Raw genomic sequence first — 23,669 nt, forward strand, 5'->3', positions numbered from 1 at the left:
ATGGCCGTTAATCTGAGTGCGCCGGCGCGCCTGCTGCCGGTCGCCGGCGCTGCGTGGGCCGTGGGTGAAGCCGCGATCAAGAAACCCGGCCGCAACGACATGGCCGTGCTCAAGCTGGCGGATACCGCCACCGTGGCCGGCGTGTTCACACAAAACGCCTTCGCCGCCGCGCCGGTACGCGTGGCACAGCGCCATCTGGCCGCAGGGCCGGTGCGCGCGCTGGTGATCAACAGCGGCAACGCCAATGCCGGCACTGGCCGACGCGGCGAAGCCGACGCCCTGGCGTGTTGCAAGAGCGTGGCCGATAGCCTGGCGCTGGGATCGGAGCAGGTGCTGCCGTTCTCGACCGGCGTGATCGGCCAGCATCTGCCGGTCGAGCGTATGCAGGCCTGTATCGCCGGTCTTGACGCCGGTCTGGACCCGGATCACTGGCTGGACGCGGCCCAGGCGATCATGACCACCGATACGGTCGCCAAGGGCGCGTCGCGCAGCGTGGATATCGGCGACGGCGCTACCGTGACCTTGACCGGTATCGCCAAGGGGTCGGGCATGATCCGGCCGGATATGGCCACCATGCTTGCCTTTATCGCCACCGATGCCGCGATCGACGCGGAGGCGCTCGACACCGCCTTGCGTACGGCGATGACGCATTCCTTCAATGCCATGTCGGTCGACGGCGATACCTCGACCAACGATGCCTGTATCGCCTGTGCCACCGGCGCGGGGGCAGAGCTTGCACCGAGCGCGCCCGGCTGGGGCGCCTTTATCGATGCGCTGACCGACCTGGCCCGCGAACTGGCGCAGGCCATCGTGCGCGACGGCGAGGGCGCGACACGCTTCATCACGCTCGATATCAGCGGTGCCCGCGACGAGGCCGAGGCGAGGGCGGTGGCCTTTACGGTCGCCCATTCGCCGCTGGTCAAGACCGCCTGTTTTGCCGGCGACCCGAACTGGGGGCGCATCCTGGCCGCGGTCGGACGTGCGCCGGTGGCGGATTTCGCGATCGATCATGTCGCCATCGCGCTCGACGCGGTCGCGATCGTGGCCGACGGCGAGCCGCGAGACGACTATATGGAAAGCGATGCCGCCGCGGTCATGGCCCAAAGCGAGTACACCATTGCCATCGATCTCGGGCGCGGCGATGCGTCGGCCCGTATCTGGACCTCCGATTTGTCCTACGAATACGTGCGTATCAACGCCGAATACCGCAGCTGAACCGTCATGCCATCAGATAAGCAGGTGCCGCTGGATATTGCGGTGGGTATTCTGGTTGATCAGGCCGGCCGCCTGTTGATTGCCCGGCGCCGGCCCGGCACGCCGGGCGAAGGACTTTGGGAGTTCCCCGGCGGCAAGCGCGAAAACGAAGAGCCGATGCGCGACTGCCTGGCTCGGGAACTGGCCGAGGAAGTCGGCGTAACCGACTGTCGGCTCGATACGCCGCTGATCCGGTTCATGCATACGAAGGGCGAACGCCCGGTGCGTCTGCATGTCTGGCGTATCGATCAGTGGCAGGGCGAGCCACGCGGCCTCGAAGGCCAGCAATTGGCCTGGGTCGAGCGACGTGCGCTGGCGGATTATCAACTGCTGCCGGCCACCGACGTAATTCTGTGCGCGTTCGACCTGCCGGACCGATATCCGATCACCCCGGCGCTGAGCGCGGCCGACCCGAATGCTTGGTGGGCGCGGCTCGAGACGCTGCTCGCGCAGCCGCAGACACGTCTGCTCCGCCTGCGCGACCAGGGGCTGGAGGATAGCTCCTATCAGGCGCTGGCAGCGAAGGTTGTTGACGCGGGCCACCGCCACGGCGTCGCCGTACTGGTCGATCGGTCGCTGGCCGTATGCGAGGCGGCGGGCGCAGACGGGCTGCACTGGTCGGTGGCGCGATTGCTCGAATCAGGGCGGCCCGCGCTGGCGCCGGGCCAGCTATTGGCTGTATCTGCGCATACCGGCGCGGATCTCGTCGCGGCGGTCGAGCGTGGCGCCGATTTCGCGGTGCTATCGCCGGTCGCAGCGACGCCGACCCATCCGGGCGCACCGGCGCTCGGCTGGAAGGGCTGGTGCGCTGCCCGGGCCGACCATGCCTTGCCGGTTTATGCCTTGGGCGGCCTGGGAGAGGACGACCTGAGCGCGGCCCAGCAACGCAACGCCCAGGGCGTCGCAGCCATCCGGGCGTTCTGGAAGGCCACCGATTAGCGCCTGCTAACACCCAACGCCAATCGTCGTGCTGCCTTGTCAGAAATTGGCCCGGCAAGGCACGAGCCGAGATGCTTGGCGACCCAAAGGAACGACGCGCAACGCCGCACGGGGGATTTCCGGGCGCAACCCGTCGGCAAGCGGGCCGGGCGTAATGATTCGAGGCGCACAGTCCAGCAGGCAATGCCGCGCGCTCATGTCGCAAAGCGTCACCACGCTCACCCGCGCATTCTGTTGCCCAAAAACGGGCCGCGGCGCGGCGATTTCGTTCGCGTTAACAGGGCCTGGATCCGCTGTCGGCTGGCGCATGGGGGCGCCGCTTGCGGCCACCGGAGTTTGAGATCCCTGCGAGCCGTGCCTTGCGAGGTTAGTGCGGCAGGCCCGAGTCGTCCGCGTCGTCGGGCAGCACGCCGCCGGCCGAGCCGGTAGGGTCCGGAATCCGGTTGCTTTCATCGAGCCAGTCGCCCAGGTCGATCAGCTTGCAGCGGCGCGAGCAGAACGGCCGATAGTCATTATCACGGCCGATGCGGGCCGGTTTGCCACATTGCGGGCATTCGATCGTCTTGGTCATTAGAAACGGCAGCAGGCCATACGGAATTCGACATTGGACGGGTACTGGCGCACGCGCAGCTTCTTGTCCTGCACTTCGACAAAGCGAATCGTGGCGCGGTGGCGCCCGGCGCTGATCTCCGGAAATACGCGGGCGTCGTCGATCAGCACGCGGATGAGCTGGGTGCTGGGGTCCATGTTGTGTACGAGTACGCCTTTCTTGGCCGTTTGCAACGCCGGGCTGGTACTTTCGCGTAACAGCCGCAGCAGCATGCCAATAGCCTGCTCGAACGGCTGGATATGCCCGGCCCAGGCTTTCAGGTCGCGGGCCTGGTCGGCGTTCTTCTGCGACAGCCAGTGCTGGAACGCGGGGAGGTCGAAGCCGCAATCGCCGCCGGCGATCGGGCTGCGGTTATTGAGGCTGTTGAGCAGTTCGTTGTCGCGCAGTTGGTAGGAGGCGAACTGCGGCGGCATGGTCTGCATGGCACGCCCGAGGCTATCGAGTTCGCCCAGCACCTGCTTGAGCGCGCGCTCGTCGACGTCGTCGCGGTCGCCCAGCTTTTCGAACGCGGCATAGCGGCTGCCGAGTTCCTTGCTGACCTCGGCGCGCGTGTCGTAGCGCGACATCACGTTGAGGATATCGATCAGGGCGTCCAGTGTCGCGCGACGGCCCCACGGGCTTTCGTCGGCTTCGTGATGGCGCAGGCGCGCAATCAGGTGTTCGAGACGCAGGAAGGTTCTTATGCGTTCGTTGAGCGGTTGCTCGTAACAGAACGCGCCGTTATCGGCCACAGACAACCCTCGATGGATGAATCAGGCGGTCAGTCTATGCGTCTGCACCGGCCAATCAAAGTATTCGCGCCTTGCTGTGTTCAGCCAGGCAGGTGCAGGGGCGGCAGGTCGGCTACTTCGCCGTGTGCCAGACGCAGGTAGCCGGCATGCAGCGCGGCCGCGAGATCGGCGATATCCTTGCGCGGGCCGGTATTGATGAGCACGTCGTCGGCAAGGGCCAGGCGCTCGGCGCGACTGTCCTGGGCGGCGATCATGCGCCGTGCCAGATCTTCGTTGATGTCGTCGCGCGACATGAGCCGGTCCATCTGCACGACTTCCGGTGCATCGACCACCAGGACCCGGTCGACCAGGTCGCGCATGCTCGACTTGGCCAGCAGCGGCACCACCAGCAGACAGTAGTCGGACTGGGCGGCGTCGCGGCGACGCGCGAGTTCTTCACGAATGCGGGGGTGGGTGATGCGCTCGAGCTCGGCGCGCTGCGCATCGTCGGCAAACACGATTTCGCGCAGGGCGCGGCGCCGGAGTCGGCCCTCGTCGTCGACGATATCGGCGCCGAAACGCTCGACGATCTCTTCCAGGGCCGGCTGGCCGGGTTCGACCACGTCGCGTGCGACGACGTCGGCATCGATGATGGTCACGCCCAGGCGCTCGAACGCGCTGGAAACCAAGGACTTACCGCTGGCGATGCCGCCGGTAAGGCCGACGACGAGACTACTCGGCATTTGCTAGTTCCTTTGCAGCCGGAATACAGCACGCCGGTGCATCGTCCTGGCGACGATGACCCAACCCTGAGCGGCTGTTGGCCGCTAGTTCAAACCGGCAAGGGATGAATACGCGGCGCCGATTGTATCGCCTGCAACGAGTGTCAGCCAGCCGGCCAGCGCCAGCCAGGGACCGAACGGCATGGGTTTACCGCGTTCGAGCAGCCCGGTTGCCATCAGCGTGCCGCCAACAATCGCGCCGGCAAGCGAAGACATCAGCAGTACCATCGGCAATGCCTGCCAGCCCAGCCAGGCGCCCAGGGCGGCGAGCAGCTTGAAGTCGCCGTAGCCCATGCCCTCCTTGCCGGTGGCCAGACGAAAGGCATGAAAAACCAGCCAGAGCACGAGATAGCCCCCCGCCGCACCGAGAATGGCGGTGGCCGGATCCACCAGCGCAAAACCTGCGTCGTGGCCCAGGCTGAGCAGCAGACCGAGCCAGAGCAGCGGCAGCACCAGCGTGTCGGGCAGCAGCTGGGTTTGCCAGTCGATCATTGCGGCCGCGATCAGCGTCCAGGTGAACACGAGCGCGAAACCGGTGAACGGCGTCATGCCGAATACCGCCAGAACCACCACCGCCATCGCGGCGCTGACGAGTTCCACCGCGGGATACTGCAACGAGATGGGGTGGCTACAGTTGGCGCATCGGCCGCGCAGCAGCACGAAGCTGAGTACGGGGATGTTGTGCCAGGGTTTGATTGGCGTGCCGCAATGCCCGCATGCGGAGCGCGGATGCGATAGCGAGACACGGCGGCTGAAAAATGTCGCGACCGGCTGGTTCAGTATTTCAGCTGCGCTGGCGCGCCATTCGGCCTGCATCATGCGCGGCAGCCGCAGAATGACGACGTTGAGAAAGCTGCCGACGATCAACCCGAACAGCGCCACGGCGATGTAGCAAAAGACCGGCTGTTCGGCGAATAGGGTCTGCATCGAGGTCAGTGCCGGTTCCTGCGAGGGTTCGTTGGCCGGGTGATCGTCAGACCACCGAGCCGAGCTTGAATATCGGCAGGTACATGGCGATCACGAGCCCACCCACCAGAACGCCGATGATCGCCATGATCATGGGTTCGAGCAGCGAGGACAAGGAATCCACCTGGTTGTCGACTTCGGCCTCGTAGAAATCCGCCACGCGCGAGCACATCGCATCGAGCGAGCCGGATTCTTCGCCAATCGCGACCATCTGCAACGCCATGCTCGGGAACAGCCCCGTATTGTTCATGGCCAGCTGCAGCTGTACGCCCGACGAGACCTGATCGCGCATCTGCAGAATGGCCTCTTCGAACACGATATTGCCCGACGCTCGGGCGACCGAGTCCATCGCTTCCACCAGCGGTACGCCGGCGGCAAACATCGTCGACAGGGTGCGGGCAAAACGTGCCACCGCGGCCTTGTAAAGAATATCGCCGATAATGGGCAGCTTGAGAGCCAGCCGGTCGTTCATGCGCCTGAACGATCGCGATCGTAATCGCGCCTGGAAAAAGGCATAGAACGCGGCCGCGATAATGGCGAGGATCAGCCACCACCAGGCCTGGACCGTTTCCGACAGACTGATGACCAGCAGGGTGAAGGCCGGAAGATCGGCACCGAAGCCCTGGAACAGCGACTGGAACTGCGGCACCACGAAGTAGAGCAGGATGCCCATGACGATGACCGCCACCACGATGACCGCGCTGGGGTAGAAAAGCGCCTTGCGCACCTTGGCCTTGATGGCTTCGGTTTTTTCCTTGTAGGTGGCGATCTTGTCGAGCAGCGACTCGAGCGCGCCGGATTTTTCACCGGCATCGACCAGGTTCACGAACAGATCGTCGAAGTATTTCGGATGACGGGAGAGCGCCTGGGCGAGCGGAATACCGTCTTCGATATCCGCGCGAATGGTATCCACCAGTTCGCCCAGCGACGGGTTGTCGGCGCCTTTGGCGATAATTTCCAGCGACTGCACCAGCGGTACGCCAGCAGCGAGCATGGTCGCGAGCTGGCGCGCGAAAATGGCGATATCGCCGGCCTTGATCTTTTTCTTGCGCTTGCCGCCCAGCCCGAAAATGGTGGTCTGTTTGCGTACGCGGATCGGGTTGATGCCCTGTTTTCGCAGCGCGACCTTGACCATGGCCTCGTTGGGGCCATCGGTCTGGCCCTTGATACGTGCGCCGCTTCGATCGGTGCCGATCCAGAAGAAAGTCTGGTTTTCGCTCATCGTGCTTGCCATGTTGCCCCGTACCGCTAGCCGTGGGTGTTCGGCGTCCCCTGTGCCGCATAACGCTTTATCGGCGGCCGCTGCTATTAATTCATCCCCAGTTTGGCCAGACGGTAGCGTAACGCGCGAAACGTGATGCCCAGATGCTTGGCCGCTTTGGTCTTGTTGTAGTGACAGGTCTCCAGCGCATGCTGGATACGTTCGCGTTCGAGTGTTTCGAGCTGGGTTTCCAGATCGACGCTGGTATCCACGGCCGCTGCAGGCCGCGACGGTGCATTGGCCGCGCTCGCCAATGCTTGGCTCGCTGGCGGTTCGATATGCGCCTGGCCTTCCAGCAGCGGCGAGTTCAGGCGCAGGTAGCGGCGGTCGATGACCGCGTCTTCGCTCAAGGTAACGGCGCGCTCCAGAATATTCTCCAGCTCACGTATGTTGCCGGGAAAGCTGTACTGCTCCAGCGCCTCGAGTGCGTCCGGCGCCAGCGTGGGTGAATGCCGCAGGCGCAGCTTTCTTGCCAGCGCGTCCAGAATGCGCCCGGCCAGCGCTGCGATATCGGCACGGCGCTCGCGCAGCGGCGGCACGTGCACTTCGATAACGTTCAGCCGGTAGTAAAGGTCTTCGCGAAAACGACCGCGTGCCACTTCCGCGGCCAAGTCGCGATGGGTGGCACAAATCACGCGTACGTCGACGGCGGTTTCATCATTCGCGCCGACCGGGCGAATGGCGCGTTCCTGAATCGCACGCAGCAGTTTGACCTGCATGGTCAACGGCAAATCGGCGACCTCGTCGAGAAATAGCGTGCCGCCATCGGCGCGCGCGAACAGCCCCGAGGTATCGCGCATGGCGCCGGTAAAGGCGCCGCGGACGTAGCCGAAGAATTCGGATTCCATCAATTCCGAGGGAATCGCGCCGCAGTTCACCGGCACGAAGGCGCTGCCCATGCGTGGGCCTTCGGCATGAATCATGCGCGCGACCAGCTCCTTGCCGGTGCCGGATTCGCCGGTGATATAGACCGGTGCCTGGCTGCGGGCGAGTTTGCCAATGGTTTCGCGCAGTCGCTGCATGGACGGGGTGTTGCCAATCAGCCGCGGTGAAGCATCCAGCGACGGATGCGGTGGCGCGTCGTTGTCGAGGCCGGCGAGTTTGAGCGCCTGGGCCACGAGCGCGCGCAGGCCGGCCACGTCGATCGGCTTCGATACGAAGTCGAATGCGCCGGCCTTGAGGCTGGCCACCGCACTGTCGGCACTGCCATAGGCGGTAATCACGGCCACCGGGCAATGCGGATGGTTTTCGCTGATAAAGCTCACCAGTTCCAGGCCGTCGCCGTCGGGCAAACGCATATCGGTCAGGCACAGATCGAAGCGTTCGTCGGCAAATGCCTGCCTGGCCTCGGCCAGGTCCGCCACTGCCAGGGTCTTGATGGACATGCGGGCCAGCGTGATCTCGACCAGCTCGCGGATATCGGCTTCGTCGTCGACGATCAGGGCATAGGGCACGGTATCAGTCGAAGTCATGAACGTTGCTTGGCATGGGCGAGGCAGTGGTGCGCGCGGGCGAGGTGCGAATGGGGGCGAATACGATACGAAAGCAGGCTCCGCCGGAATGTGCAACTGGCACGAGCTGCGCGCCGTTGGCTTCGCACAGCTCGGCGGCGATATGCAGGCCCAGGCCGGTGCCATCGCGCGTGGTGGTAAAGAACGGTTCCAGAATCTGGTTGAAAATCGTTTCGTCGATGCCGGGGCCGTTATCGCGGATATCCAGGCAGAAGCGATTGCTGCGGTTGCGTTCTCCGCTCAGATGAACCGTCAGCACCACCCCGTCGCGACGCGCATAGGCCTTGGCATTGTCCCAGAGATTGAATAGCACCTGACGCAGATGATCGGGGTCGAATTCGACCTGTAGCTGCGGGTCGATGGCTTCAACATCGAAATCCGGCGAATCGTCGTCGAACGTTAGATAATCCTCGATCGCGTCGTCCAGCCAGTTCGACAGCGCCAGTGTACGCCGCGATGTCTGCGAGCGTCGCGACAGCCCGAGCACGCTGTTGATGATGCCGTCGATGCGGCGCGTATGGCGATGGATGATGTCCAGCATGCGGTTTTCGTCCGGGCCCAGCGAAGGCGACTCGGCCAGCAACTGGCCCGCGTGGCTGATCGCGCCCAGCGGGTTGCGGATTTCGTGGGCGATGCTGGCCGACAGGCGGCCGATGGATACCAGTTTGAGCTGCTGGGCCTGCTCGTTCTGGCGCAGCGCATCCTCCAGAAAGATGAGCGCACCTGCGCGGTCGTTGTCGCCCAGGATCGAAAAGACGGGCAACAGCGCGTGAGAGCCTGCGCGAATGACTTCGCCGGCCGAGGTGTGCTGGGCCGACCAGCGCGACAGTGCGCTATCGAGCGCGGGCGATAATCGGGCCAGCGCGCGCGCCGCATGTGAGCGCTGTTCGAGCTCCAGAAGACGAATGGCGGCATCGTTGATCAGCTGCACGTGGCGTCGATCATCGACGACCACGACACCGACTTCCATCTGTTGAATGATATGGCGGTTGAGCGCGGCCAGATCGCGCACCTCGCTGGCACGCTCCGCGGCCAGCGCCTCGCTTTCGCGCACGCGCAGCGCCAGCCAGTGCGCAACCCCGGCGGTGATGAAGAACACCCCGCCCAAAATGCCGGCCTGGACGAATTCCGCGTGGCCGCCCGGCAGCTGCAACGCGCGCCAGGCCTCCTGGCCGAGGATGCCGAGGGCTGCGCAGGCGGCCAGCAGCGCGGCCACCCGCCGCGGCAGTAACATGCCCGCGGCCGCCACTGGCGTGATCAAGAGCATGCCGAGCCCGCCGGATACCCCGCTGCCGGCAAGGGCGAGGGCAGTAAACACGACGATATCGACCGCGCAGGCCACCAGGACCTGTATCCGCAACGCCGGCTTGCGCAGCAGCGCCGCTACCAGGCCCAGCGCACACAGGGCGAGATATAGCAGCGAGGTCAGACGAAAGGCATCGGGCAGTTCCACATCGAACATGCCCTCGGCGGCGCCGAACAACAAAGCCCCGACCAGCCCGAAGCTGATCAGGCTGCGATACATGTTCAGCGTGGTGATTGCCCGCCAGTCTTCGGCATGGCGGATCAGGCCGCCGCCGGCGCGTATGCCCATTAACGGGGGTCGCGGTCGCGCGGCTGATGCGCGCTGCAGTGGGCGTCGTTACAGATTGGAGCGCCGTCTGCATCCTCGCTGGCAAGCGTCAGCGGCAGATGCACGCCGCAACGGCTGCAGCGCACTGTCTTTTCGAAGCGCGGCGGCGTGGAATCGCGGTCAGGTGCGCGACGCGGGCCAAGCAGCTGCCTGACCACAAGCCAGCCGAGGCCAAGTAATAGGAGGAGTCCGAGCAGACGTGCCATGGCGTGAAATCGACCGAGAAAAGCCGCGATTGATTGCGTCGCCATCATACGTTAGGAATGCGCATGCCGCCGAGTGGCTGCGCGCGGCTCGCATGCAAAGTTGTCGCGTCGAAGTTCAAGAGCGACAATGCGCAGCATCTCGACGAATTGATTCTGCAAAAAGGCGATGCCATGAACGTTCACGAATATCAGGCCAAGGAAATCTTTGCGCGCTACGGCGTACCTGCCGGCGAAGGCAAGGTCGCAGCGTCCGCGGACGAGGCGGTCGAAGCGGCCAAATCGCTTGGCGGCGATAAATGGGTAGTCAAGGCCCAGGTGCATGCCGGCGGGCGCGGTAAGGCCGGCGGCGTGAAGATCTGTTCCAGCGTGGACGAGGTCAAGCAGGCCGCGGCCGACATGATCGGCGGCGAACTCAAGACCAAGCAGACCGGCGACGTCGGCCTGCCCATCAACTCGGTCTATGTCGAAAAGCCGGCGGATATCGAGTCCGAGCTGTATCTGTCGGTGCTGGTCGATCGCGCCACGCGCCGCGTGACCTTCATCGCCTCGCCCGAAGGCGGCATGGATATCGAGGAGGTGGCCGAGTCCACCCCCGAAAAGATCACCCAGGTCGCGATCCATCCGGCCGCCGGTTTCCAGGCCTACCAGGGCCGTCAGCTCGGCTTCTTCCTGGGCCTGGACAAGAAGCAGGTCGGCGAATTCGTGAAGGTCATGAAAGGCCTGTACGAAATGTTCGTCGAATGCGACGCCTCGCTGGTCGAGATCAACCCGCTGGTGACCACCAAGCAGGGGGGCCTCGTGGCCCTCGACGGCAAGCTCAACTTCGACGACAACGCGCTGTTCCGGCATAAAGAGTTCGCCGACATGCGCGACCTCACCCAGGAAAACGAGCGCGAAGCCCAGGCCGCCGAGCACGATCTGAACTACATCCAGCTCGACGGCAACATCGGCTGCATGGTCAACGGCGCCGGTCTGGCCATGGGCACGATGGACCTGGTCAAGCTGCACGGCGGCGAGCCGGCCAACTTCCTGGACGTGGGCGGCGGCGCCACCACCGAGCGCGTGACCGAGGCGTTCAAGCTGATCACCGCCGGTGAAGGCGTGAAGGCGATTCTGGTCAACATCTTCGGAGGGATCGTGCGCTGCGATCTGATCGCCGAAGGCATCATCACCGCCGCCAAGGATGTCGGCATCAGCGTGCCGGTGGTCGTGCGCCTGGAAGGCACCAACGCCGAAGAAGGCCGCAAGCTGCTCGAAGAGAGCGACTTCGATCTCATCGCCGCTCAGGATCTGACCGACGCGGCCAAGAAGGTCGTCGCCGAGGCCAAGGGCTAACCCCCGGCCTTCGATCGATCTTCCAACGAACACGCTTTAGACCAGGATCAAATCATGAGCATTCTCGTCAATAACGACACCAAACTCATCGTCCAGGGCTTCACCGGCTCCCAGGGCACCTTCCATTCCGAACAGTGCATCGCCTACGGCACCAACATCGTTGGCGGTGTGACCCCCGGCCGCGGCGGCGAGACCCATCTCGACCTGCCGGTGTTCAACACCTGCGCGGACGCGGTGAAAGAAACCGGCGCCAACGCCACGATGATCTACGTGCCGGCCCCGTTCGCGGCCGACGCGATTCTCGAAGCCGAAGCCGCCGGCATCGAAACCATCATCTGTATCACCGAGCATATCCCGGTCATGGACATGCTCAAGGTGCGCTCGGTGCTGGACGAGTCCAACTCCGTGCTGATCGGCCCGAACTGCCCCGGCGTGATCACCCCCGGCGAATGCAAGATCGGCATCATGCCGGCGCATATCCACCAGAAGGGCAAGATCGGCATCGTCTCCAGATCCGGCACGCTCACTTATGAAGCGGTCTTCCAGACCACCAACATCGGCCTTGGCCAGTCCACCTGCGTGGGTATCGGCGGCGATCCGATCCACGGCCTGGACTTCATCGACGTGCTCGAAATGTTCGAGAACGACGAGCAGACCGAAGGCGTGGTGATGGTCGGCGAAATCGGCGGCACCGCCGAAGAAGAAGCCGCCGAGTTCATCAAGAGCAACATGAAGAAGCCGGTCGTGGCTTATATCGCCGGCGTGACCGCGCCCCCCGGCAAGCGCATGGGCCATGCCGGTGCCATCATCTCGGGCGGCAAGGGCACGGCCGACGACAAGTTCAAGGCCCTCGAAGCCGCCGGTGTCGCCACCGTGCGTTCGACCGCCGAGATCGGCAGCAAGATGGAAGAAATCCTGGGCTGATCGATGCCTTGATTGCATCCTCATCCGCTGGATGATCGAAGCCGGCGTCCGCTTCCGCGGCGCCGGCTTTTTTGGTTCAAAGCGGACGATCAGTCGATAAGCGTTCACGTCGCTGGTTGCGAAGCGACCTGCGTAGTACGGCCCATCCTCTGAACTCTTCAAAGGCCGTTTTTGAGTTAAATGCTTGAACGAGCACTGGTTCGTGAGCCTCGCTCACGCCACCACGATCATCCTCGGCTAGCATCGTGAGTAAAACGAAGAGCGACCTAAGAAAGAACTAAGCGTGCTTACGCCCGCTGGCTATGTTGCGCAAATAGCCGCAGAAGCGGCGATTTGAACTGACGGGCTCTGGATCGAAATGCTACTGAAACCGGGGGTCGACCGATGCACATCCTTGAGCTCTCTGTTCGACAAATATTGAAAAGCTTTGGATAGTTATAAAGGCAGACGGTATCCCAGAAGCTTAGACGAGAACTGTCGACGAGCTTTCGGTCATGCGGTGCGACGTAGAGCCAAGACATGGGCTCAAAGCGATCCACAATGACTTCTCGGAGAAAATCGGCATAGGCCCAATTTCGGCCCATCTCCCGTGCCTAAACATCGAACCAGAGACGATATGTAGTAGCGCGCTGAATTTAGCGCTTTGGTGGTGAGGCTAATAAGTCATTTTTTTTAATATATGAAAATTCGATATATTTTAAAAATACTAAAATGAAAGTTATTAGACGATAAAAAGCCACATCGAATTTATCCAATGATTTTTTCTTGTGATGGGGGTATTGATCGTACGGGTTATTGCACGAATTTTTCTCCGATTTTTTCCTTAGGAGTTGGTACCGTCTTTCCCCGCCCAGTTAGAAAGCATGGTATGGAAACAGCATCGAAGGTTGCGCTCTACGAGATGCTCGTGCGGCGAGACGCCACGCTCGACGCGCTGGTCTTCGTGGCAGTCAAATCGACCGGCATCTACTGCCGGCTATCTTGCCCCGCTGCAAAGCCGCTTTTTAGGAACTGCATTTTCTATACCTCGTCGAATGAGTGTGAGAGGCTGGGTTACAGGCCATGTCTGCGCTGCAAGCCCAACGAGTTGGCGCCGCGAAGTCCGATCGTCTTGGACTTGTTGGACGAACTCAGAGCCGATCCATCGTTTCGTTGGTCGGAAAAGCAGCTGAGAAAGAGGGGGTACGACCCCTCGACCGTAAGACGGCATTTTGAGAAAGAGCTTGGACTGTCTTTCTTAAAGCTGGCACGGAACACTCGCGTGCACGAAGCACTTCACGTTAAGGCGAAACGCGGCGAGTCTGCCCAGCTGGAGGCCTCTGGCTACAGAAGCGAGGCGGCTTTCAAGCTGGCTATTGAGCGTATGTACGGCGCTGCAAGTCTGACTAGACAGAGTGCTTCGGCCACGCGCGAAGAAGCATGCGTCGACCGGATTTCGACGCCTCTTGGGGAAATGGTAAGCCTCGCTACCCCAAAGGGGTGTCTGCTTTTAGAGTTCGTTGATCGTCTGGGTCTCGAGCAAGAGATCAGCGCCATGGCCAAGCGTTACATCGTCGTATTCAACCGGATCGAAATGCACCGTTTAATTCACGAACAGCTCGATGAGTATTTTGCAGGGTCTAGGAAAAAATTCACGATTCCGCTGGTTACGTCCTATGGCTCTCCGTTCCAGCGGAGCGTCTGGAGCGCGCTCCAAGATATTCCCCTGGGATCGACTGTTTCTTATAAAGACGTCGCTGTTCGAATCGGTTCTTCTAACTTGTCGAGGCCGGTGGGAACTGCGGTCGCGAAGAACCAGCTCGCTATATTAATTCCTTGCCATCGGGTCATATCATCGTCCGGCGGACTCGCAAACTACGGTGGACGAATCTGGAGAAAGCAGGCACTTCTCAATTTCGAGCGCGGTGTTACGGGGTATGACCGGTCGTCGGACCGCGGCTTGAGTTGAGTCGATGGGGCAGGGTGAGTTCAGGTTCTCGATTAATTACGACCCACCGATCGCTTGGGGGGCGTTGTTAAAGTTCATTGGCGTTCGCGGTGCTCACAGCGCTGAGCAGGTCGAGAACGGCTTATATCGCAGAACCGTCGAGCTCGACGCTGTCCGAGGTTGGGTGACTGTCGAACACTGTCGATATTCGCACTCGTTAACTGTCGCCTTGCCCGAGCGTTTACAAGAGCAGCATGAAGAGGTTCAGAAACGTTTAACTCATCTATTCGATCTTTGGGCTGACTCTTCAGCTATTGACGATCATTTAAAGGGCGACCCAATCCTGGCGAGGTCGGTAGAGTTCAGCCCTGGAATCCGGGTGCCAGGCGCTTTTGATGGGTTCGAAGTCGCCATGCGAGCGGTGCTGGGACAGCAGATTAGCGTTAGAGCGGCGACAACGCTCTTTGCGCGTCTAACCACGCTTTTCGGGAAAAAGGTTGCAACACCCTTCCCCGATTTAGCGCAGTTAACGCCGAGCGCTTTCGATATAGCAAACGCCAGCCATTCTGCGATTGGCGCGATTGGGCTCACATCACGAAGAGCTGAGACGCTGATATCGCTTGCACGAAGTGTTTGTGATGGCTTTATTAGCTTCGACGGGTCGCTAGACTGCTCCGAGACATGTCGAAAGCTAATGACTATCCGCGGGATAGGCCCTTGGACGGCAAGCTACATCGCTCTGCGTGCGCTTGGAGACAAGGACGCATTTCCCGATACGGATCTCGTGATTAAGAAAAGGCTAAAAGTGCACGGGGAAGCCTCGATCGCCCAGCTTAGTGCCCGCTGGCGTCCGTATAGAGGATACGCTGCCATGCGCTTATGGCGAATGGCGTGATCGTGCTGTCCGGACTTGGTTTTGCGGGATGAGCCGGGCTGCGAAGTCATGCCAACTGGGGCCGTGATTCGCGCTCGACAGAGTCCATCAAGCATCTTTGGGTACTGTCGCCTGTCGAGGGTAGGTGTAACAATATTATTGCCGACATGCGGGTCAAACCTGCGCTGCGGTGCACTAGCCGGGTGTTGGATGGTTAAATGGCTCGTGCGCATTCTCGACCTCCTTTTTGTGCGGCCTTGGAAATGCGGTTGCGACGACGTCTATTTCGCACCATTGCCTCGCTAAAGTTGGATGCGCAACGTCTCTCTGAGCATATGGCTCATGTGTGCGGCCCGTACGGGCAAACAAAAGAGTATGAGTCGCGCAGCAGCCCGAACCGCTCGTCTTCTGAGCCAGTCCCGCAGCGTCACAACAGCGGCGTTATAGAGTTACCCCGCCCATGAATGCTCGAATGAAGTGATAGTTCAATTGAGCACAATCGAAATGAGCAAAACCTACGAACTCAGCTGCGACTGCGGCCATGTGACCATGACCGCGTACGACCAGCCCAAACTGTCGCTGCACTGCCACTGCGGTAGCTGTCGTGACTTGTACAACGTCGACGTGCTGTCGGCCGTCGGCTGGGCACACGAGAACGTCGAGCTGCCGGACCAATCCCGGCTGTTCGTGCACAAGGTCGAGGGCAAGCAGATGACGCGTTACGGCTGCCCTAAATGTGGTCTGACGATGTACGGGGTACACAAGCCGGGTATTCCCGTGATCCCCCACGGGCTGTTTCGCAAGGCCAACGGCGGCAAGCTGCCGGATGAACTCGCGCCGACGTTGCATCTGTTCTATCGCGAGCGCGTGCTCGATATCGACGATGGTCTGGAAAAATGTGAAGACGGTTCGGCGGTGGGTTTGAGCGGCTGAACCCGGTCGATCGGCCGCTTTGCTGTGATCTGGCGGCACGCGACGGGTCACAAGCGCCAAGCGCTGGCGTATCCTTGGCAGTTGTCATGTACAGCGCGTCGCGCGAACGGGCGTCGGCACGCGTCGAGGAGTTGAATACGGCATGGGCGAATCTTCGCTACGTATCGCACTGGCCCAGCTCAATGTCTGGGTGGGCGATATCGAGGGCAATGCACGTCAGATGATCGAAGCGGCTGCCACCGCGCGCGATCGCGACGGCGCCGATATCGTGGCCTTTCCCGAAATGGCATTGCTGGGCTATCCGCCGGACGACCTGTTGCTGCGGCGCGGGCTGCCGGCGGCTATCGACTCCGCGTTGTCGCTGCTTACCGAGCAGCTGACCGGGGTTACGGCCATCGTCGGCTACCCCGAGTATGTCGGCGACGTCATCTATAACGCCGCGGCGGTGATTCGCGATGGCGAGCGTATTGCCTGCTATCGCAAGCAGTGCCTGCCCAACTACGGGGTGTTCGATGAACGCCGGCATTATCGTGCCGGCGAATCGCCCTGCATATTCGAACTGGACTCGCATCGCATCGGCGTGACCATCTGCGAGGATATCTGGGAGCAGGGCCCCGCCGCCCAGGCCAAGGCGGCCGGTGCCGAGGTGCTCATCAACCTCAACGCCTCGCCGTTTCATGTCGAGAAACAGGCCGAGCGCGAGGGTCTGCTGGCCGAGCGCGCCCGGGCGAATGATCTGGCCATCTGCTATGTGAACTGCGTCGGGGGCCAGGACGAGCTGGTATTCGACGGCCGTTCCTGCGCGGTCGACCGCTCCGGCCAGCTGATCCTGCGGGCGCCGGCGTTCGAGTCGGGCGTGTTTTGTGTGGATACCCAGGCGCAGGGCGGGGCGCAAGGCGCCCCCTCGATCGTCGCTGACGAATCCGACGAAGCGCTGGTCTACGACGCGCTGGTGCGCGCGACCCGCGATTATGTCGATCGCAACGGCTTTCCGGGCGCATTGATCGGCGCTTCCGGCGGCATCGATTCGGCCCTGGCGATGGCGATCGCGGCCGATGCCCTGGGCGGCGAGCGGGTCTGGGCGGTGTCGATGCCGTCGCGCTATACCGCCGATATCAGCAACGTGGATGCCGCCGAGCAGGCCGAGCGTATGGGCGTGAAGTACGACGAGCTGCCGATCGAAGCCGGCTTTACCGCGCTGCTGGATACGCTCGCACCGCTGTTTGGCGATCGCGAGCCGGATACCGCCGAAGAAAACCTGCAGTCACGTATTCGCGGCGCGCTGCTGATGTCGCTATCGAACAAGTTCGGCCATGTGGTGCTGGCCACCGGCAACAAGTCGGAAATGGCGGTGGGCTATGCCACCCTTTACGGCGATATGTGCGGCGGTTTTGCGCCCCTCAAGGATGTCTACAAGACCTGGGTGTATCGGCTCGCCAAGTTCCGCAATACCCGCAGCGATGTGATACCCGAACGCGTGATCACCCGTCCGCCGTCGGCAGAACTGCGCGCCGACCAGGCCGATACGGATACGCTACCCGAGTACGACGTGCTCGATCCCATCATCGAAGCCTATGTCGAACAGGCGGAATCGATCGAGGGGATCTGCGAACGGGGTTTTGCCGAACAGGACGTCCGTCAGGTCGCGGGCCTGATTCGACGCAACGAGTACAAGCGCCGTCAGGCCGCCCCGGGGCCGAAGGTCACCCGTCGTGCCTTTGGCCGCGATCGGCGTTATCCGATCACTGCGGTGTACGGCGACCTCTAGCCCCGTCAGCGTCTGCGCGCATTGGCGCGGGACGCGACGGTCGCGGCCTCAGAGCCAGCCGCCGCCTTCCGAGTTATATCGTTACTGCGCCTGTGCGTCGTCGCTATCGGCGTCGTCGTCGATGGTCTGGCCCTCGCTGGCGGGGGCGTCCATCGCCGGCAGACTGTAACGCGGTTTCTCACCAGCCCGCTGGCGATAGAACTCGTCGCGGTGGAGCACGTAATTCGGATAGGAGGCCTGTAGGATTGCCCGGGCATCCTCGGCCAGGTCGGCCAGCCCCAGCTTCGCATAGCTTTCTTCCATGATCTCCAGCGCGCGCGGCACGGAATCCGAACCCTGATAGCGTTCGATCACGGTTTCGGCGCGGCGGCTGGCGGCTACGTAGGCCCGGCGCCGCAAATAGTACTCGGCGACGTTGATTTCGAACTGCGCCAAGCGGTTGCGGATTTCGACCATGTGCAGCTGGGCGTCCTTGCGATAGACGCTCTGCGGATAGTTTTCCACCAGCAGGTTGAAGTCGGTGAACGCCTGCTGCAGGAAGCGGGTATCGCGCTTGTCCGGATCGCCGCCGAGCAGGCCGGGGTCGTTGCGGTCGTAGTTCGCCAGGCCGCGCAGATAGTAGATGTAGTCGATATGCGCGTTACGCGGGCGCTGCTTGATGAAACGATCGGCAGCCGAGACCGCGGCCTCGTACTCCTTGGCCTTGTAATGCGCGGCCACCGATTCCATTTCCGCCTGCGCTGCATAGGGCGAGAACGGAAAGCGCGCCTGGACTTCGGCGTATAATCTCAGTGCTCGATCGGGGTCGCCGTCGACGAGAAATTCACGCGCGGATTTGTACAGGCGCTCGGCGTCGGCCGAGTCGAGCTTGTTGCCGTCACGGTCGACCAGCGGCTCGCTGCTGTAGCCGGTTTCGTTGACGCCCTTGTCGCCGCCGCAACCGGTGATCGCAAGAACCATCAGAATACAAAGCGCGAGAACGATTTTCCGCATGCCAGTCCCGGACGTGCGCCGCACGTCGACAGATCAAAAACGAACGCGGAGTATACCTATACGGTCGCGCGGTACGCCATGTCACGCTTTGTGTTCGCAAACCAAGAGAAACGCCCATGTCGGCAAGTTATCGTGCCCCGGATTTCGAGGCGCCGATCCCAGAAGAGTTTTCCGGCGCCCGGCTGGATCGTGCCCTGGCAGCGATGCTGCCCGATTATTCGCGCTCGCGCCTGCAGAACTGGCTGGCCGAAGGGGCACTGACCGTCGATGGCGAAAACCCGCCGGCAAAGACCAAGGTGGCCGGCGGCGAAACCGTGCGCCTGACCGTGCCCAGCGAGCCGGACGACGCGCGGGTGGTCGCCGAGCCGATCGGCCTGAACATCATCTACGAGGACGAGGCCATCATCGTGCTCGACAAGCCGGCCGGGCTGGTCATGCACCCGGGCGCCGGCAACCCCGATGGCACCCTGCAGAACGCGCTGATCCATCACGACGAATCGATGGCCGCGCTGCCACGGGCCGGCATCGTGCATCGTCTGGACAAGGACACCTCCGGCATTCTGGTGGTCGCCCGTACGTTCGCCGCGCACGCAAAGCTGGTCGCCGATCTGGCGGAACGCACGGTCAAGCGCGAATACGAGGCCGTGGCCGTAGGCGTGATGACCGCAGGCGGCCACGTCGACGCACCGATCGATCGCCATCCGGTGGATCGCAAACGCATGGCCGTGCGTGATTCCGGGCGCGAGGCGATCACGCATTACCGCGTGATCGACCGCTATCGCGCGCATACCCATGTACGTTGCCGGCTGGAAACCGGGCGCACCCATCAGATTCGCGTGCATCTGGCCCATATCCGGTTTCCGTTGCTGGGCGATGCCACCTACGGTCGTCGGCTGGCCGTGCCGCGCGATTCCAGCGACGCGTTCGCGACCGCGCTGCGCGGCTTTCGTCGGCAGGCACTGCATGCACGCCGGCTCGGGCTCACGCATCCGGTGACCGGCGAATACATGAGCTGGAGCGCGCCGCGGCCCGATGATTTCGAGCAGCTGCTGGCAGCCCTCGCAGCCGATGCACAGGCCCATGGCGATGGTTGAGCCGATCGGATTCCTGCCCGCCGACTGGCCGGCGCCGGCCCATATCAAGGCCGGTACCACGCTGCGCACGGGCGGGGTGAGCGTAGCGCCGTTCGACAGCCTCAACCTGGGCGATCGCGCCGGTGACGAGCCGGCCGCGGTGGCCGCCAACCGTGAGCACATTCGCACAGCCCTGGCGCTACCGGGCGAGCCCGTCTGGCTTTATCAGGTCCACGGCACCCGAGTGGTCGATGCCGATGGCGACAGCTCCGGCGAGGCCGACGCCAGCGTCGCCAGCCATAGCGATGCCGTGTGTGCCGTGCTCACGGCCGATTGCCTGCCGGTATTGTTCTGCGATACGGCCGGCGAGTGCTGGGGTGCGGCGCATGCCGGCTGGCGCGGACTGGCGGCCGGCGTGCTGGAAGCCACAATCGACGCGTTACCGGCAAGGCCTGCCGATCTCATGGCCTGGCTGGGGCCCTCGATCGGTGCCCATAACTTCGAGGTGGGCGAGGACGTGCGGGCTGCGTTCTGCGAGCGCGCCCCGGCCGATGCATCCGCGTTCGTTGCCCGTGACACGCCCGGCAAGTACTTGGCCGATATCTATGCACTCGCCCGGGCGCGCCTCGATCGCGCTGGCGTGCACGCCGTTTATGGCGGCGGGCTGTGCACCATCGACGATGCACAGCGCTTCTATTCCTATCGGCGCGAGCCGAAAACCGGCCGCATGGCCAGCCTGATCTGGAGCACCCGCACGGGCAGGTGAGCCCGTACGCGGCTCAGGTTCAGCTCGACGTCTTCTTGCGTGCCCGCGTGCCGGGCTGGGTCTTGGACGACTTGGCCGCGGCCTTTTTCTTTTCCGGCTTTTCTTTCTTGGGCGGCAGGGCAAGATCGCGCTTGTCGCCGCTGGTGTTGTGACCGGTGCCCGGCGCGCTCTCGCCCAGCATGGGCTTGAGAAAGCGTCCGGTGTGCGAAGCCTCGATTGCGGCCACGTCTTCCGGCGTGCCGGTGGCGATGATTTCGCCGCCGCCTTCGCCGCCTTCCGGGCCCAGATCGACGAGCCAGTCCGCGGACTTGATCACGTCCAGGTTGTGCTCGATCACGATCACCGCGTTGCCGGCATCGCGCAGGCGCAACAACACCTTCAGCAGCTGGTTGATGTCGTGAAAGTGCAGGCCGGTGGTGGGTTCGTCCAGCAGATAGAGCGTACGCCCGGTATCGCGCTTGGACAGCTCGCGGGCGAGCTTGATGCGCTGTGCTTCGCCGCCGGATAGCGTGGTCGCGTTCTGGCCGAGCTTCACATAGCTCAGGCCCACGTCCATGAGCGTTTCCAGCTTGCGTTTCAGGCTTGGCACCGGGGCGAAGAACTCCAGCGCGGCTTCCACCCGCATTTCCAGCACGTCGGAAATGGTCTTGCCCTTGTAGTGCACCTGCAGGGTTTCGCGGTTGTAGCGCGCGCCCTTGCAGGTATCGCAGGTGACGTAGATGTCCGGCAGGAAGTGCATTTCCACCTTGATCACGCCATCGCCCTGACAGGCTTCGCAGCGCCCGCCCTTGACGTTGAACGAAAAACGCCCCGGCTGGTAGCCACGGGCACGGGCTTCCGGCGTATTCGCGAACAGCTCGCGGATGGTGCCGAACAGGCCGGTATAGGTGGCCGGATTGGAGCGCGGCGTACGCCCGATCGGGGCCTGGCTGATATCGATGACCTTGTCGAGATGCTCCAGGCCTTCGATCGAGGTCATGGGCGCGGCCCGTGCCACCGCCCGGTTGACCTGGCGCGCGGCGGCCGGAAACAGGGTTTCGTTGATCAGCGTCGACTTGCCCGATCCGGACACGCCGGTAATACAGGTGAGCTGGCCCATGGACAGCTCGACCGAGACGTTCTTGAGGTTGTTGCCGCGTGCGCCGTTGATCTTGATCACGCGTTCTTTGTCGAAGGCGATGCGCTTTTCCGGAATCGGGATCGTCAGCCGGCCGGACAGATACTGGCCGGTCAGCGATTGTTCGTTGGCCGCGATCTGTTCTGCGCTGCCCTGGGCGATGACGTGGCCGCCGTGGTCGCCCGCGCCCAGGCCCATGTCGACCACGTATTCCGCTTCGCGGATGGCGTCTTCGTCGTGTTCGACCACGATCACGGTATTGCCCAGATCGCGCAGGCGTTCGAGGGTGTTGAGCAGGCGCCGATTGTCGCGCTGGTGCAGGCCGATCGACGGCTCGTCGAGGACATACATCACGCCCACGAGCCCGGCACCGATCTGGCTGGCCAGACGAATACGCTGGGCTTCACCGCCGGACAGGGTTTCTGCGCTGCGTGACAGGGTCAGATAATTCAGGCCCACGTCGAGCAAAAACTTCACCCGGGCCTTGATCTCCTTGAGGATCGGTTCGGCGATCTCGGCGCGATGGCCCGGGATATTCAGCGATTCGGCGATCTCATAGGCGCCGGCAATGCTGGCGGCATTGATTTCGGGCAGGGTGCGGTCGGCTACGCGTACATGCCGGGCGGCCTGGTTCAGGCGTGCGCCGCCACAGGTCGGGCAGGCCTTGTCCGACAGATACTTGGCCAATTCTTCGCGCACCGCCATGGAATCGGTTTCGGCGTAGCGGCGCTGCATGTTGTCGAGCACGCCTTCGAAGGCGTGTTTGCGCACGCGCGTACGCCCGCGGGCATTCACGTAACGGAACTCGATCTGCTCTCGGCCGGAGCCGTGCAGGATGATCTTGCGGGCTTTCTCCGGCAGGTCGCGCCAGGGCGTATCCACGTCGAAGCCGTATTTCTCGGCCAGCGACTGAATCAGGCCGAAGAAGTAGGGGTTGCGCCGATCCCAGCCGCGCACCGCGCCGCCGGCCAGGCTCAGCGAATCGTCGGTGATCACGCGGTCGACATCGAACACCGCCAGCGAACCCAGGCCGTCGCAGGCGCTGCAGGCGCCGTGCGGCGAGTTGAAGGAGAACAGTCGCGGTTCCATGTCGTTGATGGAATAGCCGCAGACCGGACAGGCGAACTGGGAGGAAAACACCTCCGGCTCGCCGTCGCCACGCCAGGGCAGAATCCAGGCAATGCCTTCGGACAGCCGCAACGCCGTCTCGAAGGACTCGGCCAGACGCTGCTGAATGCCGTCGCGGATCTTGAAGCGGTCGACCACCACTTCGATATCGTGCTTCACCTTCGGGTTGAGTTCCGGCACCTCGTCGATTTCGACGATCTCGCCGTCCACCCGCATGCGCACGAAACCCTGGCCACGCATCTGCTCGAATACGTCGCGGTGCTCGCCCTTGCGTGAGCGAATCACCGGCGCAAGCAGCATCCAGGCCGATTCGGCCTCTTTTTCCAGCGTCTGATCGACCATCTGCGACACGCTCTGTGCGGTCAGCGGTTCGTCATGATCGGGGCAATAGGGCGTGCCCGCGCGGGCGAACAGCAGGCGCAGATAATCGTGGATTTCGGTGACCGTGCCCACGGTGGAGCGCGGGTTGTGCGAGGTCGATTTCTGTTCGATGGAAATCGCCGGCGACAGACCCTCGATGGAATCCAGGTCCGGCTTTTCCATCATCGACAGGAACTGGCGGGCATAGGCTGACAGCGATTCGACATAGCGACGCTGGCCTTCGGCATAGACCGTATCGAAGGCGAGGCTCGACTTACCCGAGCCGGACAGCCCGGTAATCACGATCAGCTGGTTACGCGGCAGATCGAGGTCGATGTTCTGAAGGTTGTGCGTACGGGCACCGCGAATGCGGATACTGTCCATGAAGCGGGCGCGATGGGGAGGAATAGCCCACAAGTATACGCAGCGCCGCAAGTACGCCCCAAACAACGTTAGCCCCGGCGGGTACAGGCCGCTGTGGTAGAATTCGCGGCCTGATTGGCCCCGCCAATCGACGGCCCCGGCAGCCGTGCGTTCGCGTCGTGTGGCTTGTCGGCACGGCCCGCGAATGCCGCTCGATTACGTGCCTCAGCGGTGCG

Annotated in this window: 20 protein-coding genes; 10 read left to right on the top strand and 10 right to left on the bottom strand. The window is 62.9% G+C overall.

All coding sequences use genetic code 11. The features are described 5' to 3' along the window. Complete coding sequence (argJ, locus tag C84B14_RS15695; protein WP_353225488.1) at positions 1-1,215, top strand: bifunctional glutamate N-acetyltransferase/amino-acid acetyltransferase ArgJ; 1,215 nt, start codon at positions 1-3, stop codon at positions 1,213-1,215. 6 nt (positions 1,216-1,221) lie between these two features. Next, entirely contained in the window at positions 1,222-2,193 is a 972-nt protein-coding gene (locus C84B14_RS15700; RefSeq protein WP_353225490.1) for a Nudix family hydrolase, read from the top strand. A 367-nt stretch (positions 2,194-2,560) separates the two neighbouring features. Here C84B14_RS15700 and C84B14_RS15705 read toward each other — a convergent pair whose 3' ends face one another. From C84B14_RS15705 to C84B14_RS15740, 8 genes are all read right to left on the bottom strand, one after another. After that, complete coding sequence (locus C84B14_RS15705) at positions 2,561-2,764, bottom strand: DNA gyrase inhibitor YacG (protein ID WP_348766331.1); 204 nt, start codon at positions 2,762-2,764, stop codon at positions 2,561-2,563. Beyond that, positions 2,764-3,534 (bottom strand): cell division protein ZapD, encoded by a 771-nt coding sequence (gene zapD, locus C84B14_RS15710; RefSeq protein WP_348766330.1) that lies wholly within the window; start codon positions 3,532-3,534, stop codon positions 2,764-2,766. Before zapD ends, C84B14_RS15705 begins: the two co-directional genes overlap by 1 nt. 80 nt (positions 3,535-3,614) lie before the next feature. Further along, positions 3,615-4,256, bottom strand: coding sequence for a dephospho-CoA kinase (coaE, locus tag C84B14_RS15715; protein ID WP_348766329.1), 642 nt, complete (start codon positions 4,254-4,256; stop codon positions 3,615-3,617). Between the two features lie 84 nt (positions 4,257-4,340). Continuing rightward, complete coding sequence (locus C84B14_RS15720; RefSeq protein WP_353225493.1) at positions 4,341-5,222, bottom strand: prepilin peptidase; 882 nt, start codon at positions 5,220-5,222, stop codon at positions 4,341-4,343. A 46-nt stretch (positions 5,223-5,268) separates the two neighbouring features. Beyond that, positions 5,269-6,483 (bottom strand): type II secretion system F family protein, encoded by a 1,215-nt coding sequence (locus tag C84B14_RS15725; protein WP_348766327.1) that lies wholly within the window; start codon positions 6,481-6,483, stop codon positions 5,269-5,271. 86 nt (positions 6,484-6,569) lie between these two features. Beyond that, the gene (locus tag C84B14_RS15730; RefSeq protein WP_348766326.1) at positions 6,570-7,994 is read right to left on the bottom strand and encodes a sigma-54-dependent transcriptional regulator; all 1,425 of its coding nucleotides are present in this window, start codon (positions 7,992-7,994) and stop codon (positions 6,570-6,572) included. Further along, entirely contained in the window at positions 7,981-9,627 is a 1,647-nt protein-coding gene (locus C84B14_RS15735; RefSeq protein WP_353225496.1) for a sensor histidine kinase, read from the bottom strand. Before C84B14_RS15735 ends, C84B14_RS15730 begins: the two co-directional genes overlap by 14 nt. Further along, the gene (locus C84B14_RS15740; RefSeq protein ID WP_353225498.1) at positions 9,627-9,872 is read right to left on the bottom strand and encodes a hypothetical protein; all 246 of its coding nucleotides are present in this window, start codon (positions 9,870-9,872) and stop codon (positions 9,627-9,629) included. Before C84B14_RS15740 ends, C84B14_RS15735 begins: the two co-directional genes overlap by 1 nt. Positions 9,873-10,043: 171 nt before the next feature. On the opposite strand from C84B14_RS15740, the gene sucC reads away from it, so the two are divergent. From sucC to C84B14_RS15770, 6 genes are all read left to right on the top strand, one after another. Beyond that, entirely contained in the window at positions 10,044-11,207 is a 1,164-nt protein-coding gene (gene sucC / locus C84B14_RS15745; protein WP_353225500.1) for an ADP-forming succinate--CoA ligase subunit beta, read from the top strand. Positions 11,208-11,261: 54 nt separating this feature from the next. Then, the gene (gene sucD / locus C84B14_RS15750) at positions 11,262-12,131 is read left to right on the top strand and encodes a succinate--CoA ligase subunit alpha (protein ID WP_348767772.1); all 870 of its coding nucleotides are present in this window, start codon (positions 11,262-11,264) and stop codon (positions 12,129-12,131) included. Positions 12,132-12,999: 868 nt separating this feature from the next. Beyond that, positions 13,000-14,079 (top strand): bifunctional transcriptional activator/DNA repair enzyme AdaA, encoded by a 1,080-nt coding sequence (locus C84B14_RS15755; protein WP_353225502.1) that lies wholly within the window; start codon positions 13,000-13,002, stop codon positions 14,077-14,079. 4 nt (positions 14,080-14,083) lie between these two features. Next, the gene (locus tag C84B14_RS15760) at positions 14,084-14,953 is read left to right on the top strand and encodes a DNA-3-methyladenine glycosylase family protein (RefSeq protein ID WP_353225504.1); all 870 of its coding nucleotides are present in this window, start codon (positions 14,084-14,086) and stop codon (positions 14,951-14,953) included. 483 nt (positions 14,954-15,436) lie between these two features. After that, the gene (locus tag C84B14_RS15765) at positions 15,437-15,865 is read left to right on the top strand and encodes a GFA family protein (RefSeq protein ID WP_353225506.1); all 429 of its coding nucleotides are present in this window, start codon (positions 15,437-15,439) and stop codon (positions 15,863-15,865) included. A gap of 142 nt (positions 15,866-16,007) precedes the next feature. After that, on the top strand, positions 16,008-17,633 hold the full coding sequence (locus C84B14_RS15770; RefSeq protein ID WP_353225508.1) for an NAD+ synthase: 1,626 nt from the start codon (positions 16,008-16,010) through the stop codon (positions 17,631-17,633). A gap of 81 nt (positions 17,634-17,714) precedes the next feature. Here C84B14_RS15770 and C84B14_RS15775 read toward each other — a convergent pair whose 3' ends face one another. Further along, a complete protein-coding gene (locus tag C84B14_RS15775) occupies positions 17,715-18,626 on the bottom strand; it encodes an outer membrane protein assembly factor BamD (RefSeq protein ID WP_348767769.1) in 912 nt (303 codons plus the stop codon). A gap of 116 nt (positions 18,627-18,742) precedes the next feature. Between C84B14_RS15775 and rluD the strand changes: the two genes are divergently transcribed. Next, positions 18,743-19,720: a 23S rRNA pseudouridine(1911/1915/1917) synthase RluD gene (rluD, locus tag C84B14_RS15780; RefSeq protein WP_348767768.1), complete on the top strand. Its 978-nt coding sequence runs from the start codon at positions 18,743-18,745 to the stop codon at positions 19,718-19,720. Next, positions 19,713-20,465, top strand: a complete 753-nt coding sequence (pgeF, locus tag C84B14_RS15785; RefSeq protein WP_353225510.1) for a peptidoglycan editing factor PgeF — start codon at positions 19,713-19,715, stop codon at positions 20,463-20,465. The genes rluD and pgeF overlap by 8 nt, the downstream gene beginning before the upstream one ends. Positions 20,466-20,484: 19 nt before the next feature. On the opposite strand, the gene uvrA is transcribed toward pgeF, so the two are convergent. Continuing rightward, entirely contained in the window at positions 20,485-23,454 is a 2,970-nt protein-coding gene (gene uvrA, locus C84B14_RS15790; protein ID WP_353225512.1) for an excinuclease ABC subunit UvrA, read from the bottom strand. Positions 23,455-23,669 lie beyond the last annotated feature (215 nt).

This window comes from Salinisphaera sp. C84B14, assembly GCF_040361435.1.
In the GTDB taxonomy this organism is placed as follows: domain Bacteria; phylum Pseudomonadota; class Gammaproteobacteria; order Nevskiales; family Salinisphaeraceae; genus Salinisphaera.

Excerpts from the sequence above, each read along its gene's own strand:
- coaE (WP_348766329.1), bottom strand. The coding sequence starts at position 4,256 with ATGCCGAGTAGTCTCGTCGTCGGCCTTACCGGCGGCATCGCCAGCGGT.
- sucC (WP_353225500.1), top strand. The coding sequence starts at position 10,044 with ATGAACGTTCACGAATATCAGGCCAAGGAAATCTTTGCGCGCTACGGC.
- C84B14_RS15700 (WP_353225490.1), top strand. The coding sequence starts at position 1,222 with ATGCCATCAGATAAGCAGGTGCCGCTGGATATTGCGGTGGGTATTCTG.
- C84B14_RS15705 (WP_348766331.1), bottom strand. The coding sequence starts at position 2,764 with ATGACCAAGACGATCGAATGCCCGCAATGTGGCAAACCGGCCCGCATC.
- uvrA (WP_353225512.1), bottom strand. The coding sequence starts at position 23,454 with ATGGACAGTATCCGCATTCGCGGTGCCCGTACGCACAACCTTCAGAAC.
- C84B14_RS15770 (WP_353225508.1), top strand. The coding sequence starts at position 16,008 with ATGGGCGAATCTTCGCTACGTATCGCACTGGCCCAGCTCAATGTCTGG.
- sucD (WP_348767772.1), top strand. The coding sequence starts at position 11,262 with ATGAGCATTCTCGTCAATAACGACACCAAACTCATCGTCCAGGGCTTC.
- C84B14_RS15725 (WP_348766327.1), bottom strand. The coding sequence starts at position 6,483 with ATGAGCGAAAACCAGACTTTCTTCTGGATCGGCACCGATCGAAGCGGC.
- C84B14_RS15755 (WP_353225502.1), top strand. The coding sequence starts at position 13,000 with ATGGAAACAGCATCGAAGGTTGCGCTCTACGAGATGCTCGTGCGGCGA.
- C84B14_RS15760 (WP_353225504.1), top strand. The coding sequence starts at position 14,084 with ATGGGGCAGGGTGAGTTCAGGTTCTCGATTAATTACGACCCACCGATC.
- rluD (WP_348767768.1), top strand. The coding sequence starts at position 18,743 with ATGTCGGCAAGTTATCGTGCCCCGGATTTCGAGGCGCCGATCCCAGAA.
- C84B14_RS15720 (WP_353225493.1), bottom strand. The coding sequence starts at position 5,222 with ATGCAGACCCTATTCGCCGAACAGCCGGTCTTTTGCTACATCGCCGTG.
- C84B14_RS15740 (WP_353225498.1), bottom strand. The coding sequence starts at position 9,872 with ATGGCACGTCTGCTCGGACTCCTCCTATTACTTGGCCTCGGCTGGCTT.
- C84B14_RS15730 (WP_348766326.1), bottom strand. The coding sequence starts at position 7,994 with ATGACTTCGACTGATACCGTGCCCTATGCCCTGATCGTCGACGACGAA.
- C84B14_RS15775 (WP_348767769.1), bottom strand. The coding sequence starts at position 18,626 with ATGCGGAAAATCGTTCTCGCGCTTTGTATTCTGATGGTTCTTGCGATC.
- C84B14_RS15765 (WP_353225506.1), top strand. The coding sequence starts at position 15,437 with ATGAGCAAAACCTACGAACTCAGCTGCGACTGCGGCCATGTGACCATG.
- pgeF (WP_353225510.1), top strand. The coding sequence starts at position 19,713 with ATGGTTGAGCCGATCGGATTCCTGCCCGCCGACTGGCCGGCGCCGGCC.
- C84B14_RS15735 (WP_353225496.1), bottom strand. The coding sequence starts at position 9,627 with ATGGGCATACGCGCCGGCGGCGGCCTGATCCGCCATGCCGAAGACTGG.
- argJ (WP_353225488.1), top strand. The coding sequence starts at position 1 with ATGGCCGTTAATCTGAGTGCGCCGGCGCGCCTGCTGCCGGTCGCCGGC.